Source organism: Alteromonas sp. AWQ4_252, from assembly GCF_056158205.1.
This window is the reverse complement of record NZ_JBSWSV010000001.1, coordinates 937,040-961,048: the sequence shown is the minus strand read 5'-3', so window position 1 is coordinate 961,048 and position 24,009 is coordinate 937,040. Positions and strand designations below refer to the sequence as shown.

General features: G+C 47.2%; 23 protein-coding genes. 7 read left to right on the top strand and 16 right to left on the bottom strand.

Annotated elements, in window-relative coordinates; genetic code table 11:
* Nucleotides 1–99: 99 nt before the first annotated feature.
* Nucleotides 100–1,473, top strand: coding sequence for an AMP-binding protein (locus ACXACM_RS04275; RefSeq protein ID WP_474820021.1), 1,374 nt, complete (start codon nucleotides 100–102; stop codon nucleotides 1,471–1,473).
* A 58-nt stretch (nucleotides 1,474–1,531) separates the two neighbouring features.
* On the opposite strand, the gene ACXACM_RS04270 is transcribed toward ACXACM_RS04275, so the two are convergent.
* From ACXACM_RS04270 to ACXACM_RS04220, 11 genes are all read right to left on the bottom strand, one after another.
* Nucleotides 1,532–1,945 carry a hypothetical protein gene (locus ACXACM_RS04270; RefSeq protein WP_474820020.1) on the bottom strand — a complete coding sequence of 138 codons (414 nt, stop codon included), beginning with the start codon at nucleotides 1,943–1,945 and terminating at the stop codon, nucleotides 1,532–1,534.
* Between the two features lie 138 nt (nucleotides 1,946–2,083).
* On the bottom strand, nucleotides 2,084–3,319 hold the full coding sequence (locus ACXACM_RS04265) for a beta-ketoacyl-ACP synthase (RefSeq protein WP_474820019.1): 1,236 nt from the start codon (nucleotides 3,317–3,319) through the stop codon (nucleotides 2,084–2,086).
* An 8-nt stretch (nucleotides 3,320–3,327) separates the two neighbouring features.
* Nucleotides 3,328–3,786: a hotdog family protein gene (locus ACXACM_RS04260; RefSeq protein WP_474820018.1), complete on the bottom strand. Its 459-nt coding sequence runs from the start codon at nucleotides 3,784–3,786 to the stop codon at nucleotides 3,328–3,330.
* A gap of 2 nt (nucleotides 3,787–3,788) precedes the next feature.
* Nucleotides 3,789–4,796 carry an LpxL/LpxP family acyltransferase gene (locus tag ACXACM_RS04255; RefSeq protein WP_474820016.1) on the bottom strand — a complete coding sequence of 336 codons (1,008 nt, stop codon included), beginning with the start codon at nucleotides 4,794–4,796 and terminating at the stop codon, nucleotides 3,789–3,791.
* Nucleotides 4,797–4,798: 2 nt separating this feature from the next.
* Nucleotides 4,799–5,542, bottom strand: a complete 744-nt coding sequence (locus ACXACM_RS04250) for a glycosyltransferase family 2 protein (protein ID WP_474820015.1) — start codon at nucleotides 5,540–5,542, stop codon at nucleotides 4,799–4,801.
* Complete coding sequence (locus ACXACM_RS04245; protein WP_474820014.1) at nucleotides 5,539–5,925, bottom strand: ApeI family dehydratase; 387 nt, start codon at nucleotides 5,923–5,925, stop codon at nucleotides 5,539–5,541. Before ACXACM_RS04245 ends, ACXACM_RS04250 begins: the two co-directional genes overlap by 4 nt.
* Nucleotides 5,918–6,508 carry a COG4648 family protein gene (locus ACXACM_RS04240; protein ID WP_474820012.1) on the bottom strand — a complete coding sequence of 197 codons (591 nt, stop codon included), beginning with the start codon at nucleotides 6,506–6,508 and terminating at the stop codon, nucleotides 5,918–5,920. The genes ACXACM_RS04245 and ACXACM_RS04240 overlap by 8 nt, the downstream gene beginning before the upstream one ends.
* The gene (locus ACXACM_RS04235) at nucleotides 6,508–8,079 is read right to left on the bottom strand and encodes an NAD(P)/FAD-dependent oxidoreductase (RefSeq protein WP_474820011.1); all 1,572 of its coding nucleotides are present in this window, start codon (nucleotides 8,077–8,079) and stop codon (nucleotides 6,508–6,510) included. Before ACXACM_RS04235 ends, ACXACM_RS04240 begins: the two co-directional genes overlap by 1 nt.
* 7 nt (nucleotides 8,080–8,086) lie before the next feature.
* Entirely contained in the window at nucleotides 8,087–8,902 is an 816-nt protein-coding gene (locus ACXACM_RS04230) for a beta-ketoacyl synthase chain length factor (protein ID WP_474820010.1), read from the bottom strand.
* Between the two features lies 1 nt (nucleotide 8,903).
* Nucleotides 8,904–10,079 carry a beta-ketoacyl-ACP synthase gene (locus ACXACM_RS04225; RefSeq protein ID WP_474820009.1) on the bottom strand — a complete coding sequence of 392 codons (1,176 nt, stop codon included), beginning with the start codon at nucleotides 10,077–10,079 and terminating at the stop codon, nucleotides 8,904–8,906.
* 82 nt (nucleotides 10,080–10,161) lie between these two features.
* Nucleotides 10,162–10,425 (bottom strand): phosphopantetheine-binding protein, encoded by a 264-nt coding sequence (locus tag ACXACM_RS04220; protein WP_216024026.1) that lies wholly within the window; start codon nucleotides 10,423–10,425, stop codon nucleotides 10,162–10,164.
* Between the two features lie 264 nt (nucleotides 10,426–10,689).
* Here ACXACM_RS04220 and ACXACM_RS04215 point away from each other — a divergent pair, with 264 nt between their 5' ends.
* Complete coding sequence (locus ACXACM_RS04215) at nucleotides 10,690–11,589, top strand: MaoC family dehydratase (protein WP_474820007.1); 900 nt, start codon at nucleotides 10,690–10,692, stop codon at nucleotides 11,587–11,589.
* 137 nt (nucleotides 11,590–11,726) lie between these two features.
* On the opposite strand, the gene ACXACM_RS04210 is transcribed toward ACXACM_RS04215, so the two are convergent.
* Nucleotides 11,727–12,119: a VOC family protein gene (locus ACXACM_RS04210; protein ID WP_474820006.1), complete on the bottom strand. Its 393-nt coding sequence runs from the start codon at nucleotides 12,117–12,119 to the stop codon at nucleotides 11,727–11,729.
* Between the two features lie 372 nt (nucleotides 12,120–12,491).
* On the opposite strand from ACXACM_RS04210, the gene ACXACM_RS04205 reads away from it, so the two are divergent.
* Together ACXACM_RS04205 and ACXACM_RS04200 are read left to right on the top strand one after the other, a co-directional pair.
* Complete coding sequence (locus tag ACXACM_RS04205) at nucleotides 12,492–14,321, top strand: arylsulfatase (protein ID WP_474820005.1); 1,830 nt, start codon at nucleotides 12,492–12,494, stop codon at nucleotides 14,319–14,321.
* 204 nt (nucleotides 14,322–14,525) lie between these two features.
* Nucleotides 14,526–14,870: a hypothetical protein gene (locus ACXACM_RS04200; protein WP_474820003.1), complete on the top strand. Its 345-nt coding sequence runs from the start codon at nucleotides 14,526–14,528 to the stop codon at nucleotides 14,868–14,870.
* A gap of 13 nt (nucleotides 14,871–14,883) precedes the next feature.
* Here ACXACM_RS04200 and ACXACM_RS04195 read toward each other — a convergent pair whose 3' ends face one another.
* On the bottom strand, nucleotides 14,884–17,124 hold the full coding sequence (locus ACXACM_RS04195; protein ID WP_474820002.1) for a hypothetical protein: 2,241 nt from the start codon (nucleotides 17,122–17,124) through the stop codon (nucleotides 14,884–14,886).
* A 337-nt stretch (nucleotides 17,125–17,461) separates the two neighbouring features.
* Between ACXACM_RS04195 and ACXACM_RS04190 the strand changes: the two genes are divergently transcribed.
* The 3 genes from ACXACM_RS04190 to ACXACM_RS04180 are packed head-to-tail and all read left to right on the top strand — an operon-like array spanning nucleotide 17,462 to nucleotide 20,297.
* Nucleotides 17,462–18,715: a DEAD/DEAH box helicase gene (locus ACXACM_RS04190; protein WP_474820000.1), complete on the top strand. Its 1,254-nt coding sequence runs from the start codon at nucleotides 17,462–17,464 to the stop codon at nucleotides 18,713–18,715.
* Nucleotides 18,716–18,765: 50 nt separating this feature from the next.
* On the top strand, nucleotides 18,766–19,560 hold the full coding sequence (locus ACXACM_RS04185; RefSeq protein ID WP_474819999.1) for a hypothetical protein: 795 nt from the start codon (nucleotides 18,766–18,768) through the stop codon (nucleotides 19,558–19,560).
* Between the two features lie 14 nt (nucleotides 19,561–19,574).
* Nucleotides 19,575–20,297 carry a tetratricopeptide repeat protein gene (locus ACXACM_RS04180; RefSeq protein ID WP_474819997.1) on the top strand — a complete coding sequence of 241 codons (723 nt, stop codon included), beginning with the start codon at nucleotides 19,575–19,577 and terminating at the stop codon, nucleotides 20,295–20,297.
* Nucleotides 20,298–20,443: 146 nt separating this feature from the next.
* Here the strand turns inward: ACXACM_RS04180 and ACXACM_RS04175 are convergent, their stop codons facing one another.
* The 3 genes from ACXACM_RS04175 to ACXACM_RS04165 form a co-directional block, all read right to left on the bottom strand.
* Nucleotides 20,444–21,337 carry a dioxygenase family protein gene (locus ACXACM_RS04175; RefSeq protein ID WP_474819995.1) on the bottom strand — a complete coding sequence of 298 codons (894 nt, stop codon included), beginning with the start codon at nucleotides 21,335–21,337 and terminating at the stop codon, nucleotides 20,444–20,446.
* Nucleotides 21,338–21,601: 264 nt separating this feature from the next.
* Nucleotides 21,602–22,567 (bottom strand): carbohydrate kinase family protein, encoded by a 966-nt coding sequence (locus ACXACM_RS04170; protein WP_474819994.1) that lies wholly within the window; start codon nucleotides 22,565–22,567, stop codon nucleotides 21,602–21,604.
* Nucleotides 22,568–22,607: 40 nt separating this feature from the next.
* Nucleotides 22,608–23,948 (bottom strand): carbohydrate porin, encoded by a 1,341-nt coding sequence (locus ACXACM_RS04165; protein WP_474819993.1) that lies wholly within the window; start codon nucleotides 23,946–23,948, stop codon nucleotides 22,608–22,610.
* Nucleotides 23,949–24,009 lie beyond the last annotated feature (61 nt).

The window sequence follows — 24,009 nt, the reverse complement described above, 5'->3', positions numbered from 1 at the left end:
CGGCAGTAGTTTAAACTAGCAGTACTTGAAAATAAAGCGAATGGAGTGCCAGTTTTCAACTGTCGCCTTAATCCACAAACACCAGTAGTAAAACCTCTCATGCCAAACACTTTCCCGCTTGTTCACCGTCAACCCGCTGATCCGATTGCTTTCTTAACCCAAGCTATTGAGGACATAGGATTATCTGAAGGTATTGTCTCTGCTGGGCATTTTGTTTCTCATGTTCAACAAGTGGCTGAGGTGCTGGATAACGACGGCTGCTACGCGATAAATTTGTGTGGGAATCGTTATTTATTTCTCGTGGGACTGTGCGCTGCTATTTTACGTGGCCACACGACCCTGCTACCACCGAACCACAATATCGCCACTCAGCAACAGTTGAGTGAAGATTATTCTCGTTGTTATGTTATTCATGACGGCTGCGACATTCATCAGGACCTGAATTCCTTAAACCTTTTATCCGTCCCTGTTCAGTCTGCTACTGATGCTGAATCGATGCATATTCCTAACATCAATGACGATTTTCTCGCATGTATCAGTTTTACGTCAGGTTCAACCGGTCGCTCTAAACCCAATTTGAAATATTGGCGAACATTGCACCGCAGCAGCAGTATCAACTACGCATTTATGACCCCAGACTGTGACACCACTTTATATCAGCTTGCCACCATGCCTGCTCAACACATGTGGGGGCTGGAGACTTCAGCGCTGCTGCCCCTGTTTAGCCCGGTGTGTATGACCGATGCCAAACCGCTGTTCCCCCAAGACATCATTGATACGTTTTCATTGCTGCCTGAGCCCAGACAGCTGGTGTCGACTCCGGTTCATTTACGGGCACTGTGTGCCAGTATGCAATCATCGCTTAGTGCACACTCAGTGCTTTGCGCCACCTCGCCTCTTACAGTGGAGCTGGCCAAAACGGTTGAAAAAAAATTCTCAGCGCCGCTCAGAGAGGTTTATGGCTGCAGCGAAGTGGGGTCAATGGCGGTTAGACGCACCGCAACCGAAAAGGCCTGGCTCAGGTTTTCCGGTATCGATTTCCATCAAAGCGGCGAAGTAACTACCGCAACTGCTGAGCATTTGCCAGGCCCGACCGCATTACAGGATTTCATCGAATTACGGGGCGATAATCATTTTGTCCTCGCAGGTCGCGCAACCGACCTCGTCAAAATTGCGGGAAAGCGTGGCTCGCTTTTTGACATAAACCAAACACTGCTAACGTTCGATGGCCTGGAAGATGGCATTGTGATTCATCCAACTACCGCAGGCCAGACAACCAGGCTTGTAGCCATCGTTGCTCTTAAAACAGGCGTAGAAAAGGCCGAATTAATAACATTCTTAAAGCAGCGCTTAGACAGCGCATTCGTACCAAGACCTGTTTATGTTGTTGATGCGCTGCCAAGAGAGCCCAATGGCAAGTTGCTCAGAAAGCACATTGACGCGTTACATGCCTCGTTAAAGAAGAAAAGGTAACACTTACAGCCATTAAAAAAGCGAGGACGTATCCTCGCTTTTTTCAACAAAATCTAAATCATTCTTCTGGGTTGTACATCACATTAATCACTTTCGCCTGGCCGCTATAGCGATTAATAGAAAATACCACACGGCCCTCGCCGTAATATAACCAGTCTGTTCTGGCTACGTCAGTACCATAATAAAATGGGATCCAGGCTTTACCTGTTTGATAGGAAGTGGAGTCGTCAGGCTCTCCAATTAACTTTCTCACCCGGGTGTCTGTCATACCGAGTTCAATTTGAGACAGTTTGGAGCTTTCAGGAATTTTTGCCATTTCAGCTTTGATATCTGCTTCAGCTTTCGCTCTTGCTTCGGCATTAGCGGCTTCATCGTCAGCTGAGTTGCCAGTAGACATACAACCACTCAGACCAAGTGTGGCAGTCATAAGTATTAAGAGGGTAGCTTGTGATAGTTTTTTTGCGAACGTCATTAATTCACTCCTTGTTTATCACTTTTTTAAAATTATCTTTCCGTGTGCTACATCACTGTAGCTAACCACAACTATATGACAAACAAAACTAAAGAGGAACAAGAATTCAGCAACGCCCCCACCTGAGGGCGATATCAATTACACCCGTTTGATAACCAATGATGTATTGATGCCACCAAAGGCGAGGTTATTACTAATAAAATGATCGGTATTTATATCCCGGCAATCGTGCTGAATAAAATCTAAGGGGGCGCACTCCGGGTCAATATTGTCCAGGTTCAGCGTGGGAGCGAACCAGTTTTCTTCCATCATATTCAGCGTAGCCCACACTTCAAAAGAGCCACATGCACCTAACGTATGCCCGGTGTAACTTTTCAGTGAGCTAACCGGCTTTGCGCCCAACACTTGATAGGTTGCCTGACTTTCTACAATATCACCATGCTGAGTGGCAGTACCGTGAGCCGATACATAGCCAATATCGTCTGCACTAACGCCCGCATCCTTCATCGCGTCTGACATAACGCGTTGAACCGTTTCAAGGTTTGGCTTAACCAAATAGGTACCGTCAGTATTAGTAGCGTAACCCACCACTTCCGCCAGAATATTTGCTCCTCTGGCTTTCGCATGATCATAAGACTCAAGAACAAGGGTGCAGGCACCTTCTCCAAGCACCAGACCATCCCGATCTTTGTCGTAAGGACGCGGTGTGGCTTCCGGTGTAGTATTTTTCGTACTGGCCGCGAATAACGTGTCGAAAACAGCAGCCTGTGAAGGGCACAACTCCTCCGCACCACCAGCAATCATCACATCCTGCATGCCATACTTAATTGCCTCGTAGGCATATCCAATAGCTTGACTGCCCGCAGTACAGGCACTTGACGTTGTATGCATGCGACCTTGTGTACCAAAGTAAACACTGATGTTCACTGCCGCGGTGTGGCTCATCATGCGTAAATATGTGCTGCTGTTAATTCGTGAAGTAGACAAATTTTCCAGCATGGGGGCAAACTCAAGCGCGGCCTGACTACTACCTGTTGCAGAACCATAGGCAACCCCGGTAGCGTGAGAACGAACAACCGGATGATCAGTAAGATTGGCATCGGCTAACGCGCGCTCAGTAGCTAGTACGCCCATTTGAGCTACCCGCCCCATGCTGCGCTTTTTCTTTTTGGTGAAATGAGCTGGCATTTCAAAGTTGTGAACGGGTGCAGCGAGGTGCGTGCCCAGTCCTTCGTACTTCTGCCAATCTTCCATAAAGCAAACAGCCGATTTTTTTGACTGAAAGCTGGCCTTCACTTGTGCCCAATCATCGCCAAGTGCCGATACAACACCTGCGCCGGTAATCACTACACGTCTGTAATTATTATTATTCAAAGTCTATCCTATTCGTTTATCGGGCGACGAAACACCGACAGGCTCGCCGTTGCCAGACAGTTCATTTCTTGTGTGTCCTGAGCGTAATTTTCAATGAAGCAACTAAAGGTTGCAAGCCCTTCACCGACCAATGCGGTTTCTTCACAACGCACTTTGTAGGTCCCCGGTGAAAAATAGTCACATTCAGTTTTAAACGCTCTTGTACCTAGCAAGAAGCCTAAGTGAGGGCCAACTAACCCTTGCTCTAACTGATGCCCGGCGATAAGTGCAGCGGTTTGGCCCATATATTCAAGACCAATCCAGGCAGGCACACCTTTACCAGTCTCAAAAAAAGATGCATGTTCATCTACAATGACCAGGGATGAAGAGGAACGGGCATCAACGTCCAGCACCTTGTTGATCAGCAACATGGGCGGGCGATGAGGGATCAATGCAAACAATCGCTCGTCGAACTGAGATTCAGACACCACTACCCCCTCTCCTGTTTAGTACCGTTAAGGGCGATATAATCTTCGCCAGGCTGCCAAAAATCGTAAAAATTAAACCACTGATACGGTGAATTGAGGCAATGTCCTTGCAGTGCATCAGCGAACTGCTGGGCGTAGCTCTGTAAGTCCTGCTCACGGGTTTTTCTGCTAATAGTGAGTTTTTCACACAGTGGAACCACATCAAACAACACTTTGTTATCACAAGCGCGGCTGCGGTATGCAAACATGAGTTTTACCGGGCACGCCAGCGCTTTCGCAAGCATGTAGGGGCCTATTGGCAGCGGCGCTGCATCGCCTAAAAAATTTACACTGATGGTGCGCTGCAAACCACTCAAGGGGATGCGATCGCCAGCAATAAACACCCACTCTCCGGCATCGATCTTTTCTTTAAGCATCATAATGGTGGTAACGTCAAATTCATCCACCTGAAACACATTGAGCCGGGAAGCGCCGTTTTGCTTTTGCATCATTTTGACAAAATTACCGGCGTGCTTGTCGTATAGAAGAATATTGATAACCTTACTTCGATAGCGGTGCATGAAGCCACGGCAAAACTCTAAATTACCGAAGTGAGAACCAATAATGAGCTGACCGCGCTCGTCATTCATCAGCGCCTCAACCCGTTCGGGGGATGCCAGTGCAAAATCACTTTCTTGAATGTCGTTAAGCCAACCCAGCATTTTGTCCAGAATCACATCTGCGAAGGATTTAAAGTGTAATAACACATGCCAATAACCCGGTTTACGGCGCCAGGCTTCTGGCTTAAATTCATAATGCGCTCTGAGGTATTGCAGTGACGCACGGCGCTGTGCAGGTCGCGCTAACATAAAATAAAGTGCCACCGGGTACATAACCAGTGAAAACACCCAGCGCCCAAACACACGATAAATAAAGAAAACCAGTTGCATGGCAGCCATTGTGCCAGCCTCTTTGGTTTGCGACCAATGAGCCTGCTCGCCTGTGGCTTTGTTATTCTCTACCACCGCCATAATTAACTAAATAACCCTTTTACTCGTGCGTATAACAAACGCGGTAAACGCACCACCATGCCAAACATCAGCCGCACATGCAGTCTGATAAGCATTAAATTGTCTTTTAGGTAGTGGAAATGGGATACGGTGTCGTCATGATAAATGACCTTTGTAGGAATGAAGTGCAAATCGATCCCCGCCCATACGGCTTTAACCAGTAACTCTGGGTCGAAATCCATACGGGGGCCGAGATAATAGTTATCAAACACGTGTTCGATTTGCTTTACAGGGTAAACCCTAAAGCCGCACAAGCCGTCTTTGATTTTTAATGACAAAGTTTCCAATGCCACCCAGAAATCTGTGATTTTGCGACCATACTTTCGGGCGAATGGCGCTGTCTCATCGAAATAAGGCTGGCCAGAAATGAATGCAGTCGGATGCTCTTTACTGTAATCAAGGAGTTTTTGCGCATCGTCGATGTTGTGTTGGCCATCTGCATCGAGTTGTAGCACATGGCTAAAACCCATGGCACTGGCATGGTAACAACCTGTGATTACTGAGGCCCCTTTTCCACGATTAGACTGATGCAAAACCAAATGAAAATTCGGATAGGGAGCTAACAACTGTTTCAGTTTTTCTACGCTTGTGTCACCACTGCCGTCGTCTACCACAATGCAGGGGAGCTGTAACGAAGCCAGCGACGGTAAAAACTTTTCAAACAACACTTCGTGTTTGTAATGAGGAACGATGATGCAGTATTTCATGATGCGATAAACTTAAAGCTTCCCTGAGAAAATGAGTCAGTGTCATTGAAAAAGTGAAAAGCGACGATACCCTTTGCCGCCTTATGTGTTAGTTTGAGCTGCATCGCCGTATCCGGCAACACCATGGTTTTAAACTTAATGTTTGTTAGTTGTGTAAAATTCCCACCTTCGACAAACAAGGCTTTTGCCAGCTTTCCGGCCCAGTCAATTTGTACTACACCAGGTAACACTTTTTGCTGGGGAAAGTGACCGTCGAACCAACGCAAGTCAGACGCTACGGTAAGGCTTAATAAAGCCTCATCCTGCTCTGTTTCCAATTGGGAAATCTGCGGCCCTTCCAAAGGGTTAAACAGTCCGTTTAATGCACTTGTTGTATTAGTCATCGATAATATTGTGTTTCTTTTTATAAAAGTGTCGGTAAACCAGTTCCAGTGCGATAAATACACCAAAAATCAAATAAGACAGCAATCCGTTGTACCAGGTCCAGGTAGCCAAACTGCCATACCATGATGTCCATGCCGCTACTAAGCCATTAACCATTAACAACACCCCCCAGATTAAGGTCAGGGCGCGTAAATATCCCTTCGCTTGAGCGGGGGGCTGCTTACCACCAGCACGGGCGAACCGCTCTATTAATGTCTGTTCATCGAGTAAAGACGACAAAAACAAGACGCCCATACCGGCACTCATCAGAACGGGGTAGCAGCGCAACAATATCGCACTTTCAAGGAGTATGATACCTGAGCAAAACAATACGATGACAGCAGTCATTACCCAATCACTTTTACGTCTTTCTTGCCCGGTTACACCAAGCCGTATAAGCGCAACTACCAATAAAACCACGCCAAACCAGCGCGGATTTACCGTATCAATATGAAAGTAAACAACAAAGGGGTAAGCCAGGGTTAACAACACAAGGACTAATGGAAACAAATCCTTTAGCCCTCGTGGTTTGCTCGTGTTCATCAGGCCAGAACACTTAACCTGTAATCGCCAAGAATAGCGCGCTCTTCTTCATCAATATGCAAAGAAGCGTCATCCTGTAGCATATCTTCAAAGTAAGGCACAATTTTCTGCATGATGGCGATGTTCTTTTCCAGCGCTTGTTCCACGTCGATACCGGGGTTTTTCAGCACTTCATTTAACTCACATAAGCACGGCACCAGGAATTGATCCATAAACCCACCTTTTGCAGGCAACACCTGGCGCTTCTGCGCACGCTCGCTCAGTAACATCTGCATTTTCTTATTGAGCTTTTGGGTTTTAAGTAAATTTGGCGTGATTTTACGCATGGTGTCTAAATCACCGATAGCATCAGTAAAGAATAACAGTGCAAACACACCCCAGTAATAGGTGTAATCCCATACCAACTTTACTGACATCATTTTACGATCGCCGAAGCCACCGTATTGATCTTTGTAAATCGACAAGGTATTTTCGAAAAACGAATCGTAGAATTTGTGAAACAGCGCCGCTTCGAACCGGATGTCCTGACCTTTCATATCTCTTTCAATCAAGTGAGTAATGAAAGTGTTATTGAGCGCAATAAAATCGCTACCTGGCGAGTAGAATGGGTCGGCAAAAGCGCCGGCTTCGCCGGTCATGGCCCAGCCACTGTCAGAAAACATCTGTTTACAGCCATAGGAGTAATCACGCATCACTTTAAAGTCGAGCAACTCGGCTTCTTCAATGGACTTAGCACAAAGTGGATGCTCTTTTGCCAGCCATGCCATGGTGTCTTCGAAGGTCTCAATGCCACTGTCAGCAAGGGCTTTGTTGTCCATAACAATACCGAAACTGGTTGCACCGGACGCAAGTGGGATAATCCATACCCAGTAACCCGGCCCCATAAGGTGATTGGTGCTCAGCCAGCGTTTCCCCGGCTCTTTTACCCGGTTCTGCCATGCTGTGTTTTCTGACCACTCATCAATGATAATTCGCTTTTTCACCCGGAAAAAAACAGCGTTACCTTTATGACCCGTTTCTGTTTGCAAGCTCAACTTGTTGCGCAATAGCGCCTGTCTGCCCGCGGCATCCACTAACCAGCGCCCTGTTATTTGGGTTTCACCGTCTTTGTGGTGGCAAAGTACTGTTTGTTTTTTGTCACCTAAATCAATGTCGGCTGGCACTGCGCCATCGAAAAAAGTAACACCTTTTTCAGTCAGCAAGGTGTACAGGTAGTTCTCCAGTGTACCGCGTTCAATTTGATAGGCAGGAATGCCAAACAACTCGCTCACACCTAATTCGTCATAATCGCTGTAGTCACCGTCTACGTTGCCAAAAAACAAACGCAGGCCGTATTTACGCAGATGCTTTTCTTTAAAATGTGCATCAAGACCAAGTACATCAGTGAAGTAATGGGCACCAATTTCAACTGTGGACTCGCCCACTTTTGCTGTGGTGTCGTCTACCGGAAAAGTGTTTTTCTCAATGATGGTAATCTTCAGGCCGTCGTTTCTGTTCAATAATTGCAAAGCCAGGCTCATACCAGCCAGTCCGCCACCTGCAATAATGATATCCGTATTGATCTGATTCATAGCATTCCTACGCGAAAGAAAAAGTCATTGAAGTGCCTGTGCTCAATGGCACGGTGACAGCTTTACCCTGAGAGTCTGACGAGACTATCATCTCTGCCAGACAAAGGACTTTAGCGCTGGGGTTCTCTGCATACACTTTCCCCATGTATTCATTTTGGCTTTGTAGCGCAGGCCAATCTGAAACAGGTGAATTTTGCACATTTGCACAAAGTACCGGGCCTGAAACAGGTGCATCTTTTGGATAAATAACCAAAGAAAAAGCAAACGTTTCCTGATTTTGCAAAATAGGCGACAACACCTCAGCAACCGGCGCATCGTAAAAGGTGAGCAACATCGGCTTGCTTTCCGCATCACACTGGATCATTGCTTCAAGTAACGTGAGCGATACAGATTGCTCGTACCCGGCCACAGAATTTGCTGCACTCATGGTACCCGTGCTAATAGTCCAGTACCCCGCAGGGGCATTGTGAACAGAGTTGTGAAACTTGGTCGGCGACAGAGCTTTGTTGTCTGACGCCAGGGTTTTACACATGTAATCCGTGAGGTCAGTATCACCTAAACCCGATACAAATACGCAAGTCAGGGTGTTAGCTTCGACACCGGCATCCTGGGTGGCTTGCCAGGAGCTTTCCACTGCCAAGCGCACGGGAAGGGGTGCACGACGGCGTTCGTTGGCCGGAATGATAGTCGGTTTTGGGCCTTTGTTTTTTGTTTCTGGTATATCGTTACCCGACAACAGTGCTTGTAACGCCTGCCAATTGTCGAAGTAACTCCCCCAGGCACCAACACCTGCAATTTTACATTTTAGTTCTTTCGCTTGCATATTACCCTGCCCTGCTAAACAACAGCGTGCAGTTATTACCACCAAAACCAAACGAGTTGGTCATTACATGCTGGCATGTTCTGTGTTCGTCCTCGGCCTGAATCGTCAGTGTTAACGCCTCATCCAGCGTTTCGAGATTCTTTGACCCAGGAATAACGTGAGTATTTAGTGTGTCCATTGCGATAATGGCTTCTGTGATCCCGGCGGCGCCTAAAGTATGCCCCATCCAGGCTTTGGTAGAAGAGCAACGGGTAGTCGCTGGGAAAAGCTCGGAAATTAACTGCCCCTCAATGAGGTCATTGGCTCGGCTCGATGTGCCGTGCAAGTTGACATAATCGATTTCTTCGGCACGCAAACCAGCTCGCTCTAGTGCCTGTGTCATCGACACCTTAGCGCCAAGACCATCAGGGTGAGGGTGTGACATGTGATGGGCATCAGAGCTTTCACCGTAGCCTGCCAAGCGAATACCGCTGCTATTTGTGTTTTCGCCGGCGCGTTGTAGTACAGCAAATCCCGATGCTTCACCTAAATTGATACCATCGCGGTGCTTATCGAAAGGCTTACAGGGGTTTGCAGACAAAAGTTGCAAGGAATTAAAACCGTGTAACACGCTCAAACATAATGTGTCGACGCCACCAACTAATACGGCATCAACGATACCAGCTTCGAGCCAACGTGCGCCGGTGGCAAACACTTTGGCTGAAGAAGAACAGGCAGTATTAATAGTGAGTGACGGACCTGCAATACCCGTAAGATGCGCAGCAAACAAGCTTGGAGCGTGAGGGTTATGCACGAAAGGCTGCTTAAAAGCGTCAGCAAGACTGTTGTCACTGAGCTTGCTATATGCTTCTTCAGTGCGGTCGATGCTCGATGTACTCGACCCCATCACCAGGCCGATACGTGCGGCACCGTATTTTTTTATCAATCCTGACACGGTTTGCTTTATTGTGCCCTGCTCATAGCCTAGTGCAGCCAAGGCATTGTTGCGGCTCTGCCATTGCCCGAGGTCATTTACAGTTGCAAGCTCGCCTACCGCACCTATCCAGGTATCTAAATCAGAACCTGGCAGGTTGTTTTTTATCAAGCCGCTTTTGTGCTGTTTTAATGATTCCCGCAAGGTTTTAAGATTAATACCTGCTGCCGAGCAAGAGTCGTAATCGATGATTTCTATATTCATTGTCTTTCTAACCAGCTCATTGAGTGCGCGATAAAAGGAGATGATTAATATCTACGCGCACTGATAGAGGGGAGCTGAATTGCTATTTATTTTGTTCAACAAATGCGGTTAAGCTGCGCAGGGTTTCAAACGCCTCACGGGTGCCTTCGTCTTCTGCTTTGATCTGCACACCGTATTCTTTCGAAATTGCTAACGAAATCTCCAGTGCATCAATGGAATCAAGACCCAGACCGTCGCCGAACAATTGCTCTTCAGGGTCGATCTCTTCTGCTTCCATGTCTTCAAGGTTGAGAGCTTCAACCATCAGCTGCGCCATTTTTAATTCTGATTCTGTTTGTGTAGCCATAGCTAATTATGTCCTTACTGCGAACGCTTTTTACTTAAGAGCGGTAGTGTAAACTAATGTCACAATAAAAACTATTTCTCCGATTTTAATGCCCGTATATTTAATTTTTACCCGACATTTCCAGCTATTTCACGTTAAATCATAAACGAACAGCCTAATAATTGTACTATTCAGCCCTATCAAACAGAAAATCATGTGCCAAACAAAAGAAAATCCGCTAATTTAGCGCAGTTTTATTGAGCCAATATTAAAGGGACGTTATTTGTGAAACACATTCTTCGCTTGTTACGCGCAGCATCCAAAAAAGCTAACACAGACCTGCTAGTGTCCTGGTTTCACGAACGCCACCCCATTGAGTTGCCATCTATTAGTTCAACGCGCACATTCAGTGCCGGGGAACTCCAGGTAAAACGTCGTCAGTTTGATAAGCTTCACCAGTGGTCGCAGGTACAGTTACACCCGTGCTTTCCACTTTTTCTAGGTATCACACAGCACATTGATACCCTTACTGATGAGAAATCACCTTTTTCGTTGATGGGGCTGGTACACACCGATAACCTGATAACCCAGTATGCTGCGCTTTCAAACGACGGGATCCATGCCCACTGCTACTTTGATGCTATTCGTTTGCATCCACGGGGCATAGTGGTGGACATTGTTATCGACTTCAGTCAGGCAGGCCAGGTGTGTCAAACTACTCGTAGCACGTATTTGTACAGACAAACGTCTGACCGTGTCACGCAATCCGGTAATCATGAAAACGCGAAAGTCGTTTTAAATGACACGTCGTCTGCCGTCATCGATGAAGCCATCACGTTTGAGGGGAACGCAGGAAGGCGATACGCAAGACTCAGTGGTGACTATAACCCAATTCATCTATTTAACTGGAGCGCGAAATTATTTGGGTTTAAATCTGTGATGGCCCACGGAACACACGTGCTCGCCAGAACGTTGTCGGCAATGCATAACCATAGAGCGCTCCCTGAAGACGCATTCACTCTGCAAAATCAGTTTCACTACCCTGTGCCTCTGCCATCAAAGTTAGCGCTTACTTTCAACAAGGTTACTGATGAAAATGAAAGTGTGAGTTTTTCTCTTAAAAACCTTAACACACCAAAGAGAAAGCAAGAAGTGATGTGGGGTAGTTTGACCGAGAGTAGCTAGATGTATACACGTTTCACAATGCCGTGCAGCACTTACATGATGAGCCCTTTTCTCACCTCATTCCATCACGGGAAAAGGATAACCCATAGGGGGCTATTGCAATAGCGAACTATATCATTCCAGCCATATAAAATTGCTCAGCCCAGCGTTGGATTTTCGCTGCTCGGGTTAAAATGAAAGTTAAGCTTATTGCTGTCCAAATCTCTAACGTAAGCACAATAAAAACCACCTGACCTCATCCCAGGTGCCCCCTCATCGGGTGCGCCCAACTCAATGGCTTTGCCATAAAGTTCATCTACTTTAGCTTTAGACTCAGCGCATAGCGCAATCATGGTTCCGTTCCCACTTGTGGCAGACATCTCGTTGACTGGTAGCGTCAATACAAAAATAACTGATTCGCCTTCTTTAGCCCACGCAATACTTTTGCTGTCCTCGTGTATTCTGCGGGCACCCAGGAGATCAAAAATCTGATCATAAAACACAGACGATTTGGCAAGGTCATTCGTGCCATACATAACATACCCAACCACTTCACTCTCCTTTTGTACCGACCTAATGAAGGATAACCCTTTTGCAAATTTAGCTTATAACAAAGATTGTTAATATTTTGATAGTATTTTTATCAATTCTGCGTTTATCATTGCTATAAGCTCAAAAAATGAGACTGACATTCAGACATCACCCTGGAGGCACTTGCCTTCATTGTTGACGGAACATTTAGCTTTCATCTTGAAGAGCTATTTTTTTAGTTAAGAATGAAACCGGTTACAACAATAATTTAAAATTAATTAAACAGATAACAGTAAGCTAAACCTGTGTATAACTCGGTTCTCACGTTTTATCAAAACAGGCTTGCATATGAACTTGATGCCTATTGTTTTTGACAACCACGGTCACTTATTATGTTAAAAAGACTGCTCTTACTCTGTGCCATATGCACAGGTTGCGCTGACAACAGCGCCCATCATGACGAGGCACGAGGTGTTGAATCCCGGCCTAACGTTATTTTATTTCTCACCGACGATCAGGGGTGGGGAGATGTCGGTTTCAATGGCAATAGCACCATTTCCACGCCTCACATTGACAACATCGCACAACAAGGCGTTAGCCTGGACAGATTTTATGTAAACCCGGTGTGTTCTCCTACACGAGCAGCTTTGCTTACCGGTCGCCAACCTTTAAAAACGGGCGTTTTTAGTGTTACCCGAGGTGGAGAGAAGATGCGAGCCGATGAAGTCACCCTCGCTGAGGCACTGAAAGCAGAACATTATGCCACCGGCCTGTTTGGCAAGTGGCACAATGGTGCCCAATTTCCTCACGACCCCAACGGCCAGGGCTTTGATGAGTATCTTGGCTTTGTGGATGGTCACCAAACCTTATACTTCGATGCCGAACTATTACACAACGGCGAACCGGTGAAAACCGAAGGTTATATTGCCGATGTGACCACAGACGCGGCCATCGAATTTATTCGCAGCAACCATAAAAAACCTTTTTTCGCTTACGTGCCGTTTAATACACCCCATGGCCCATTTGAAGTACCCCAACAGTATTTTTCGAAATACAAAAACAAGGGGCTAAGTGATTTAGATGCCGCCATCTACGGCATGGTTGAAAACATCGACGACAACATTGGCCGGGTTATGGATACCCTGGATGAGTTAGCCCTGACAGACAATACCATTGTCATCTTTTTATCTGACAACGGGCCAGCTTTTCCTCATGGTAATCGTCGCTATAACGGTGGCATGAAGGGCAGCAAAGGGCGAGTTGACGAAGGTGGTGTTCGCGTACCCTTTTTCATCCATTGGCCAGAGCACATCGAAGGTGGACGGACTGTTCAATCAATTGCTCAGCACATGGATCTCTTTCCCACACTGATGAACCTGCTTGATATTGATACACCACCGGTAAACCCGCTCGATGGAGACGATATTTCTCCTTTACTATTAGATGAGAGCGCCGAAAAAACCTGGCCTGATCGTACCATTTATACTAACCATTTCCGCAATACTCAGCGAGAGAACCAACAGGCTGTAGCGCCAAACCCAGGCTCTATTCGCACGCAGCAATGGCTTGGCGTGTATGACTATGACGGGGAATGGTATTTGTACGACCTTATTGCAGATCCTGAACAGAAGCAAAACTTAGCGACCATCAACGCAGACACTCTTGCAACCTTAAAAAGCGACTATATGAAGTGGCATAGCTCACTCATTAACGAACCGGTAAAACCTATTGCCATTGAAATCGGACATCAGGAACGTCCCGATGTCACCTTGTCTGCCCACGAGGCCTACATTTCAGGCGACGCTGCTGACTATGCGTTTAAGGCCGGTTGGGCTCACGACTGGGTAGTAGTAAAAGGCAATGGACAAGCTGAACTGAAGTGGCCGCTGAAGAATGTTGCAGAAGGAAATTATAAGGTAGTAATGGAATATGCCTCTCCCGCAGGCGACATAAAGCTCGATGGTTCACTTTCCGTTGCCGATCACAGTCTTACACTAAACCAAGGCTTGACGGCGTATTCTGCCAGGGAAATTCCCGGTAACCGTTTGTACTATACCGACGAAGCCCCCGAGTTAGTTTGGCAAACAGTAGATCTGGACACCATACAACTGGATGCTATTGAAGACGCGCTGCGCCTCCAGCCTCAGTTGTCTGGAGATAACCTGGAACTACATATCAAATCGCTGAGATTTGAAAGAAACGAGAAAAATACAGGCTATTAACTTGCCACTCCCACTGAATTCTAAATTTCTTTGCGCGCGTTTCTGACAAGAGGAGCTCGCTCCATCAAATCGCGCTAAGTCTTTTATATCCGGCACGGTAAGAACGTCAGCAGTTGTGACTAATCGAGCCCGTGCTCAGGTATCTTATTTAGCGCGGCGCACTTCTATCTTTCTCATGATCAACATTCTACAGGGTAAGAGACAATGGCAGACAGACAGAGAATTCGCGGCGTGAAAGCGTCAAGACAAAAGTTAGAGTCAGCAATGGCTGCAAAAGGATTTGAAACTCAAATAGAACTAGCCCGCCATATTGCTGAAATAGAGCAGCGGGCTACGCCTCCTAAAGATTTAGTTAACAAGGTATTTCGAGAGCAACCAGTGGCTTTTCACAATATTTCGCGTATTGCTATAGCACTGGACGTTGAGGCGCACACACTATTTCTTACTGCCAGTGATACGCCCATGTGCGATTTGTTGTCACAGCAAGCGCCCATAAAACATCAACATTCATTTACGGCGCAACTTTTAAACAGAATAAGGGGCTGCTAGTGCAGCCTCTTCGCTAAAATTCAGGGTAAAGGACTGCTTTTACCGCCCTGCCTCCTCCTAAAGCCCAAATAGCTATTTCTGCTGAATCATCGAGCAACTGAACTTGTGCACCGTCGTTGATAACATAGTCGCTGTTTACCAAATCATACTCTTCCACGCCTAGTTGCTTGTGCAAATACACATGACTTTTGACAATGGGATACCCCTGATCATCGTAGAACCACACTTTTTGGGCCGAATCGTCGAGTACTAATTGGACACCAGTAGTATTAGTAAACGCCAGGCGAATTCCGGGTGAACCATCGACGTACAGCCATTCCATAAAATCAGGCGTGAGCGTTTTGTATGTTACGTTATTGGCAACAGCGTTGTACTCAGCCTCAAGGAATAACGCTATTTCTGTTACCGTTGGAAACAGTATTTCCTGCTCTTCTTTCACCATAAACTGGTTAAGCGAGAGATGTACCGTAGCAGATGCACTGGGAGGCAAACACTTTACACCCGGCACATCAAAGTCATGAAGCCCACTAAATTCCATAGTGTAAGTGGTATCGTTAAATTGATAAGACACATTCACAGATTTCGTCAGCGCGGTGCCATCAGCTTGAACCAGTTGCCAATCGTCGTAGTCCGATAAACACAGTTCATGACTGCTGGTATTGGTGATGTCAAAAGCCCCTTCAACAATGGCCTCGAATACTGGCTGACCTGATTCGTCAGTATAATCAACGCCTCTGTCTATAAGACGAGTATATATCTTTACTGCACTATCGATAGCCAAACTACCGGAAGAAGCGCTGTCGCCCTCGTTGACGACAACCGCGGTGAGGGGTTTTGTGAAGGTGTTGTGAGTCACATTGGCTAAACCAATACAGTTTCCTGACTCGGTGGTATAAGCAAGGCCACCATTTGCCAGGGCAACTGCCGACGTACTCAGGTTCGATTCGCAAAACGTACTGTCGGAGGGCAACTCGGAGCCGACCCAGTCGCTAGTATCAACGTACTCGTCACTGGCAATCCACGGTACCGTGCCGTTTATTTCGATAGATTCGTTACCGTCGTCCCAAATAAATTCAGCGCCGATAAAGCTAATTTCCCTGTTAGTAATATCAACACTGACTTCACAGTTAATTGTGCACTCAAAAGTAAATTCCTCACCACCAAAGTTGGCAAGAAGAGACGCACCGGTAAATTGCGTACCATCTGCGAAGGCCGCTACTAATGCAAAGCCATTCTGCGGTTCTTCGTCTAAGTTACTCAGGGTTTCTACAGAATCAATATCTGCACCTCCCACCAGCAACACAGATTCTTCCACACCGGTAAATGCTGTATAGCCAATGGCGATGTCACGTACTTCTAATTCAGATTCAACCTTACTTAACGGGCCGTCATTTCCGGTTACCTGCAAAACGTACGATACTGAACCGCCGTCAGAATCACCATCGCTACCACCGTCGTTTCCGCCATCAGAGCCATCATCGCTGCCACCGTCGTCGCCGCCATCAGAGCCATCATCGCTGCCACCGTCGTCTCCACCATCAGAGCCATCATCGCTGCCTCCGTCGTCTCCACCATCAGAGCCATCACCGCTGCCACCGTCGTCTCCGTCATCAGAGCCATCATCGCTACTACCGTCATCACCGCCATCAGATCCGTTGTCAGAACCACTATCTGAATCACTATCACCAGAAAGGGTGGCATCCAGATGCGCCATAGCGTCGTTAATGGATTTTACCCGTTGAAAGTTATAGGAAAGATGCGCACCTAGCTGAGTGAAAGCAGCAGCCACTGCGCTGTCTTCGGCAAAGGTTTCCGCAGACTGATCTAACAACATCGTCAGGTTTTCCGCTTCCAGGCGAATAGCTTCAGTGATCAGTATGCCGTTTTCAGGGTTACCGTCTTCATCCAGGGTTTGCAGCAAGCGTGCAATGTTAATCACTATGTCTGTTGCTTTATCACCACCCGTAACAGAAAAAGAATAAGGGGTAATGAGTGCGTCTCCAGCTACCGTCCCAAGCTCAATACCACCGATGAAAAACGAAACGGAATCGCCCTCTTTATACCTGAACGTACCTTCAGCATCGGTGATGCCGGTCTCGCCCGATATTCTGTATTCAACCCCCTCCACCGCGCTATCAATAAAATTACCTGTTAACCACGTATCGTCATCACTGCTACTGCCACCGCAACCACCGAGCAGTGAAATAAATGTAGCGACCGCTACTGTACTACCCACTTTTTTACCATTGAACATTGCCCTTTCTCCCTAACAAAACAACTGCTCTAGCGTTTTAAATTCCGCACCGAAAGGCGCGTAACCCTGTTCAGGTTGATACCAGGCGTTTGTTTTTTCAATGAAATACAGGTGTAGGCATTCTTAACTGGCGCTAAGTAACGCTAAATGCCAAGCGGGTTTTGAAACACGTGACTAAACGATAACGAATCCGCATAAATTAAGATGTAGCTGGTAGTGAACGGCAGTACATTCCGGCTTCTGTCAGTGATAAACTAAGATCTTTACCGGCGCTGTGCCTTACTGCAATTTCCATGTGAGACAGTCACGTGAAGAACAACAATTATGGTGTAAAACAATGCTTTTTTCCGATTTAGGTCTTCACCCTTCCTTACTAGCGGTACTTAAAGCACTGGGTTACTCAACACCAACTCCAGTACAACAAGCCGCTATTCCACCAGTGTTGGCGGGCCAGGATGTAATGGCCGGCGCACAAACAGGAACAGGAAAAACTGCAGCGTTTGCACTTCCACTCATACAGCGCTTGCTTGCTCAGTCCTCAGCTGAGAAATCACTCAGTGTGCTAGTACTTACTCCAACGAGAGAGCTTGCCCAGCAGGTATATCAAAGCTTTATAAAATACAGTGAAGGCATGCCGATTAACAGTGTAGTGGCATACGGTGGTGTAAGCATAAACCCTCAGATAGCCGCTCTTGAACAGGGTTGTGATGTGCTGATTGCCACTCCTGGCCGATTGCTTGAACTGGCAATAAAAGAGATTATCCATCTCGACACGATAAATACGCTGGTGCTTGACGAGGCCGACCGCATGCTTGACATGGGTTTTATCACAGACATTAACCGCATTCTCAAAAGATTGCCGGCAAAACGACAAACCCTGTTTTTCTCAGCCACATTTAACGATGAGGTTTACCGGCTCAAGGATGCCTTATTAACGAGTCCTGTCATGGTTGAAGTTGCTCCCCGCAATGCCACGGCGGAAAAAGTTGAGCAGCGCTTCTACGAAGTGGATAAAAAACGGAAAGCCAGTTTAATTGCCTATATGATTGGGGCTAAGAACTGGCATCAGGTGCTCATTTTTACGCGTACCAAACAAGCGGTCGATGAGCTCGTCGCTGAATTGGAAAAAGATGGAATAAGTGCTGCGGGCGTGCACGGGGATAAATCACAAGGTGCCAGAGAGCGCGGCCTGGAAGCATTTAAAGCAGCGCAGGTTCGGGCACTGGTGGCAACAGATGTTGCAGCCCGAGGGCTGGACATCCCATCGCTGCAATACGTTTTCAATTATGAGTTGCCCTACAATGCTGAGGATTACATACACCGTATAGGGCGCACCGGACGCGCAGGAAAAGCAGGCACTGCAGTATCCTTATTGTCAGAAAGCGAAAAGTATTTGCTACAAGACATTGAAAAGCTTACCGGTGAACCCGCTCTACTTCAGTGGGCAGAGGGGTTTGAGCCCAATGCTTTAGCAAGAACTACCCCGGCGACCACCACCCGCCCGCTTTCTAAAAAAGCTCTGAGGGCCAAGGCGCTGGGGCAGGAAAGTAAAAACAACAAACGATCTGGAAAGCCACGCAGACGACGTTAGCTGACAAGGTAATGGGAACTCGCGTGTAAATAATATAAAGGATGAAAATAATGTCTAACATTGATAGTGAGTTACACAAGGCAGCGGGTTTATATAATGATGGAGACTACGAGGCCTGTATTACCCTTTTTGAAGAGATGGCCAGCCGCCACAAGAGTGAAGCGGAAACCATTGCCTATCTCGACATGTTCAGCGCCATTAAGTACCGATGCTACTACGAGCTTAACCAGCACGAAAAGCTATATCAGGAACTGGGCGTCTTACTGAACAAATACCAAGATAACCACCGTCAGTCAGCATCTATTGTCGCGGGGCTGGGTCAGTTCAATCTGGACAGTGTTCTATTAGAGGTACCAGCCACACACCGTTTTATTGCAGGTCAACATTATCGCGTCGCGTTCGCCCAACAACGCTTCGGACAACTACCGGTAGCCTTAGAGGCGTTTCAATCTTTCCCCCCTTTGCCTTTTGAATTTAATATGGCACTTAAGTTATCAGGGGTGGGTGACGTTCTGTTCACACCACAGCACATCAAACACTTCACATCAAAAGCGTTACCAAACAACAATGCCTACTTCGAATTTGAAGCGCAAAGCGACAAACTAAAAATAGCTGGCTCCATTCCCTTGCCGGGCAACGACGCCATCTGTGAATCAGGTACGATTACCCTGACCACTGACACTGGCAAGCGACAAATCGAGATCAATAGGGCGCACGTCGAAGAAGTCCCACCTTTTGGGCCATATGCTTTGAAAGTGACCATGCCTGAAGGTAAGTTAGATATTTATAATTCCCGTTTAGCTGGCAGTAAACCTGACGAAGGCAAAGATTCAGCCGGAGCATAAACCTTGGGGCTTAAATGAAATATAAAAGAAAACTCAATATTCTTGTACCTTGGCTGTGGAGCATTACGCTTTGCCTAATACTTTCATCGCAAGCAGTTGCGCAAACCACTTATCAGCTCGATAAACAGCTGGAAACGTCAATTAAGTGGTACATAGGGGCCAACGGCAAAGTCGATGATAACAAGGCAAAAGAACTCCTCGACACTGCTGTATCCACTGGCGACCCTTTGGCCGTAATGTGGATGGCAAGGGTCTATTCAACGGGAAGAATGGGCTACCCGGCAGACAAAGCCAAGGCGAAGGACATTGCACAAAGCGTGATCCACAAAGTGGAAGCATTAGCAGAGCAGAACGTGCCAGAGGCAGTGTTTTTAATGGGTACCGCTTATGCAGAAGAGATAGGTAAGAATAAAAATTCTCAGGAAGCAGTTAAGTGGTACAGGCGTGCGGCTGAACTGGGACATACTCTGGCACAACATAACTTGGGGAACGCGTACGCATTTGCACAAGGCATTGAACAAAATTATGAGCTAGCAGTGACATGGTGGCGCAAGGCAGCTGAGCAAGGCGATGCCATTCCTCAATACCAGCTAGGGCTCAGCTACGAAAAGGGAAATGGAGTGAAAAAAGATCTCGAGAAAGCAAGGTATTGGTATCGACAGTCAGCAGAGAGAGGCTACGCCAAGGCGACAGCCGCTCTTGCCCGATTGAATAGACTAGAGCGGTTAAACAGATGAAAGCCCTGTTCGAACTCGGATATCACGACTTTCTCCGCCCTCGCCCCCGCGGCATTATTATCAGCAGACATTACTGTCTGGCTGACTAACATCCTGGAAAGGAGAAAAATACCAATCCGTTGAATGATACAAATCCTGCCATTCGATCAGGAGATGATGATGCGCTTGTAGGCCAGCAGGGAGCCGTCGTCATTTTGTTCGAGGTTGAACACATACTCATTGTAATCACTGCCGAATACCGTGTCATTAGTCAGGTATGTGTCTGGCGCACCGTGATTAATATAATCAGAATGGCTGGTACAGATATCTGTGCAGAAATCATCATCAAAGCCAAACTGGGAAATCAGTTCGTCGTTGTTATTATTCTTCACTCTGAAGTGAATGTGGATGGCACGGCTGGCATACCAACCGGGGAAGCAGGTCTTAAAGTTCACACGGCCACTGCTGTCTGTTACAGCAATCCCCCTGAACCAACGCGATTGCAGTGCTTCACTGTCGTTCCCTGTACAAAAAGAAGAGCTGAAACCGTTAGTGTCACTGCTTCCTGTCGTGTCGCCGGAATAAATACCTGCCACATCACAATGCCACACTTCAATTTCATAGCCTGACAGCGGGTTACATTGTTCGTCTATGAGTTGCAGGCATAACTGCATCGGGAGGCCGGTTTGACCTTCTGAGATGTCATCAAGATAGTCAGAATCGAAATAGCATGGACCTTCCGTTTGCTGTCCGGTCAATTCAACAGAGCAGGTATTACTGTTTTCAAAAATGCTGTCAGCGGGGAAATCCGCAGTCATTGAATCTGTACCGCCGCTCAGCCAACTGCCGTTGTCAGCCACAGGCGTTGTCGTTGAGCCTGTGCCGCTGCTGCCGGAGGAAGAACCGGTTGATGTGCTGCCTGTTGACGTGCTGGTTGAAGACGAGCCACTACCGCCGCTGCCACCGCAACCGGTGAGCAGGATCACTGGTGTTGCTACTGCCAGTGAAGCCAGAGATTTAAGGGTTTTGCGCCGCCCGTCAAAAAGGATTGGTTTGGTCATTTTTTGCCTGCCTGAATAAAATGCATGAAATATAATGTGTATCTCTGACATCAATGACCCGTAAACGTCATCATCTTTACTAATAATTTACACAACAAAACGATTCAACCAGCCGGACAAACCAGTTCTTCCGGTACATCCATCATACCGGCAAAAACATCACACAAAGAAAGTTACTGCCAACAAAAAAGAAGCATTGAAAGGCGAAAAAAGCAGACTGTCTTTGAGCCGCAGGTTACTGCGGCTCTTTTCAGTAAAGCCGGACTAGTTCAGATCAATATCGCTGCGAGAGGGCAACGCATCAAACGCACCGTACTTTGATACCGCATGGGCGCCGCAGCGGGTAGCAAAACGCAGAGAAGACATAATGCTTTCAAAATTGCCTGCCCAGGCCACAAAAGACGCTTTATCCTGCACTTCTTCTGCTAACATGAATAAGAACCCGCCCACAAAGGCATCACCGGCCGCTGTGGTGTCTACTGCACTGACAGGTGGCGTGGGATAAATACCATTAGTGTCATGACTGTAAAAGGCTACCGGATTTGCGCCATCCGTAACCAACACTAGCGACACACCGCAGTCCATCCAGCTTTGAATTTGCCCGTCGATATTCGACTCGCCATACAGCTCAATGAGTTCCTCTTTACTGGCCTTTATCACATCCACTTGTTTAGCCGTTTCATCAATAAAATACGGTGCCAGGGAAGGCTCTGCCCAGAATGCCGGACGTAAATTAATATCCAGACACAGAATGCTACCTGCCGCTTTGAACCTGTCGATAGCAGACAAGGTGACTTTACGTAAATCGGGCGTGCTCACTGAGCCCGAGCAGAAACTGACAATGCGGGGTCTGTCAAATAATGCAGGCACCAGATCCGCTTCTGAGATATCAGTATGGGCCGCATTGTCAATATAGAAATCGAAAGATCTTTCACCGTCAGCGTCAAGGCCGACAAAAGCCAGAGCGGTTTTCCCTTTTTCAGAATATGTGGTGAAAGCGGTATTCACCTCAAGGGCTTCCAGTGTACGGTGCAGATAATGACCAAACTGATCTTTCCCCAGCTTACCGAACAGATAACTTTCGCCACCCAGTTTGGCAACCGCAACAGCCACATTCGCAGGTGCGCCACCGGCAAATTTTCTGAAGCTTTCCGTTGCGTCTGTAATTCCGGGCTGCCCCTTGTCAGACAGCATGTCGATTAAGGCTTCTCCCATGCATAACACTTGCATTTGCAATCTCCTTACTGATTGTGCAGCAGATAAAACCGGCTTACTGGAAAAGCAAACCTGCGAGATTGATATCAAAGCGCAGCCCCAGCACCACGGCATCACTTAAGTCTTCCTGTCTGGCTTTGTCGCCAAACTGATCGGGATTAACGATGTAATGGATGTTGGGCTGAATGCGGATGTTGTTGTTCACATGAATGCCGTAACTCAGCTCCATCATCGCCTGCATACTGGCGGGACGGCCCGAACCTTCGTTAAGATTGCGCAAAATAAACTGGTCTTCAATAGCATCATGGCTGTAATGTTGTTCTGTATAAACAAAAGCGACCGTATCTTTATCGCGGCCCGAGAATGTCCCCCGCTTCACAAAACCGGCCTTAAAATAAAAATCTTCAATCAATTCACCCGAGGTGCCGGTCAGCACAGCACCAAACAGGGTGACGCTGCGCTGAGAGTTCAGATCGGGTCTCAACACGGTTTGTTCAAATCTTGCAAAAACACCGGAACGACCATTGCGGGTGGCGTAATCATTTCCGCTCAATGCGGCATAGTCACCGTTCTCGTCCTTTGACGGGTCGGTATAATCAGCACCGTCATACCAGCCGCCCACTTCATAGCGGCGCGGATAGTCATCATTGTCCCATGTAGTCTGATACCCCAGCGTGACAGGTACCACCACCCCGGTAGAGTCTTCAGTCCCCCAGTCCAGACCATGATCGTCTGACGCCTGGTGAGGAGTATTTTCTTCGTAAACACCGGCATGGAAATAGGTTTTGTCGTTCAGCCAGAATTTAGCATGACCGCCCCAGCTGGACACCGGCCACCAGGTAAAGTTACTGGTACGAAACACGAATGTGGGATTGCCGCACGCAGAGTTGGTCTGAAAATACTGACACAGCTCCGAACCCAGAAAACTGATATTGGCTACAGTGCGGCCGGCTTCAACCTGAAGTTGCCCGTCAAGAAAGTGTTTTTCTACGGTAAACCGGGCCAGACGGCTGTTCTGTCCGCCATAGATTTCCTGCACTGACGTACTGTTACCAATATATTTTGGCGCAAGGTTTTGTCCGTGACGGTTAGTCACTGCCACATGGATTGTGGTGTCTTCCCAGCCAGATGCCTTCTCCATGTCGAAATCTGCACCCAAAAAAAGCTGTCCTGCGTAGGCGCTGCCCCGCTGTTCCCCGCCATTTACATTCGCTGCCGCTTCGCCGGTATAGCTGGCCTGAAAATTAACGTAATCAGGCATATCCTGTGCACTTACCTGCCCGGTGGTAAGAAGCAGAGCGACGGTTGCACCACAGGTTGAGCCTGCCTGAGACACCGCTGTCTTCAGCGGTTTATGGGCGAAAATTTCAGATATCGATGAAGGAAAAAAACGCATGCAGTATCCCCTGGTAGAGTGTTATTTAAATACACAACACGATCACACCGCGTTAACAGTG

Excerpts from the sequence above, each read along its gene's own strand:
- ACXACM_RS04230 (WP_474820010.1), bottom strand. The coding sequence starts at position 8,902 with ATGCAAGCGAAAGAACTAAAATGTAAAATTGCAGGTGTTGGTGCCTGG.
- ACXACM_RS04220 (WP_216024026.1), bottom strand. The coding sequence starts at position 10,425 with ATGGCTACACAAACAGAATCAGAATTAAAAATGGCGCAGCTGATGGTT.
- ACXACM_RS04175 (WP_474819995.1), bottom strand. The coding sequence starts at position 21,337 with ATGACCAAACCAATCCTTTTTGACGGGCGGCGCAAAACCCTTAAATCT.
- ACXACM_RS04255 (WP_474820016.1), bottom strand. The coding sequence starts at position 4,796 with ATGGCGGTGGTAGAGAATAACAAAGCCACAGGCGAGCAGGCTCATTGG.
- ACXACM_RS04270 (WP_474820020.1), bottom strand. The coding sequence starts at position 1,945 with ATGACGTTCGCAAAAAAACTATCACAAGCTACCCTCTTAATACTTATG.
- ACXACM_RS04165 (WP_474819993.1), bottom strand. The coding sequence starts at position 23,948 with ATGCGTTTTTTTCCTTCATCGATATCTGAAATTTTCGCCCATAAACCG.
- ACXACM_RS04195 (WP_474820002.1), bottom strand. The coding sequence starts at position 17,124 with ATGTTCAATGGTAAAAAAGTGGGTAGTACAGTAGCGGTCGCTACATTT.
- ACXACM_RS04200 (WP_474820003.1), top strand. The coding sequence starts at position 14,526 with ATGGCAGACAGACAGAGAATTCGCGGCGTGAAAGCGTCAAGACAAAAG.
- ACXACM_RS04245 (WP_474820014.1), bottom strand. The coding sequence starts at position 5,925 with ATGACTAATACAACAAGTGCATTAAACGGACTGTTTAACCCTTTGGAA.
- ACXACM_RS04185 (WP_474819999.1), top strand. The coding sequence starts at position 18,766 with ATGTCTAACATTGATAGTGAGTTACACAAGGCAGCGGGTTTATATAAT.
- ACXACM_RS04225 (WP_474820009.1), bottom strand. The coding sequence starts at position 10,079 with ATGAATATAGAAATCATCGATTACGACTCTTGCTCGGCAGCAGGTATT.
- ACXACM_RS04240 (WP_474820012.1), bottom strand. The coding sequence starts at position 6,508 with ATGAACACGAGCAAACCACGAGGGCTAAAGGATTTGTTTCCATTAGTC.
- ACXACM_RS04190 (WP_474820000.1), top strand. The coding sequence starts at position 17,462 with ATGCTTTTTTCCGATTTAGGTCTTCACCCTTCCTTACTAGCGGTACTT.
- ACXACM_RS04235 (WP_474820011.1), bottom strand. The coding sequence starts at position 8,079 with ATGAATCAGATCAATACGGATATCATTATTGCAGGTGGCGGACTGGCT.
- ACXACM_RS04205 (WP_474820005.1), top strand. The coding sequence starts at position 12,492 with ATGTTAAAAAGACTGCTCTTACTCTGTGCCATATGCACAGGTTGCGCT.
- ACXACM_RS04180 (WP_474819997.1), top strand. The coding sequence starts at position 19,575 with ATGAAATATAAAAGAAAACTCAATATTCTTGTACCTTGGCTGTGGAGC.
- ACXACM_RS04275 (WP_474820021.1), top strand. The coding sequence starts at position 100 with ATGCCAAACACTTTCCCGCTTGTTCACCGTCAACCCGCTGATCCGATT.
- ACXACM_RS04170 (WP_474819994.1), bottom strand. The coding sequence starts at position 22,567 with ATGCAAGTGTTATGCATGGGAGAAGCCTTAATCGACATGCTGTCTGAC.
- ACXACM_RS04250 (WP_474820015.1), bottom strand. The coding sequence starts at position 5,542 with ATGAAATACTGCATCATCGTTCCTCATTACAAACACGAAGTGTTGTTT.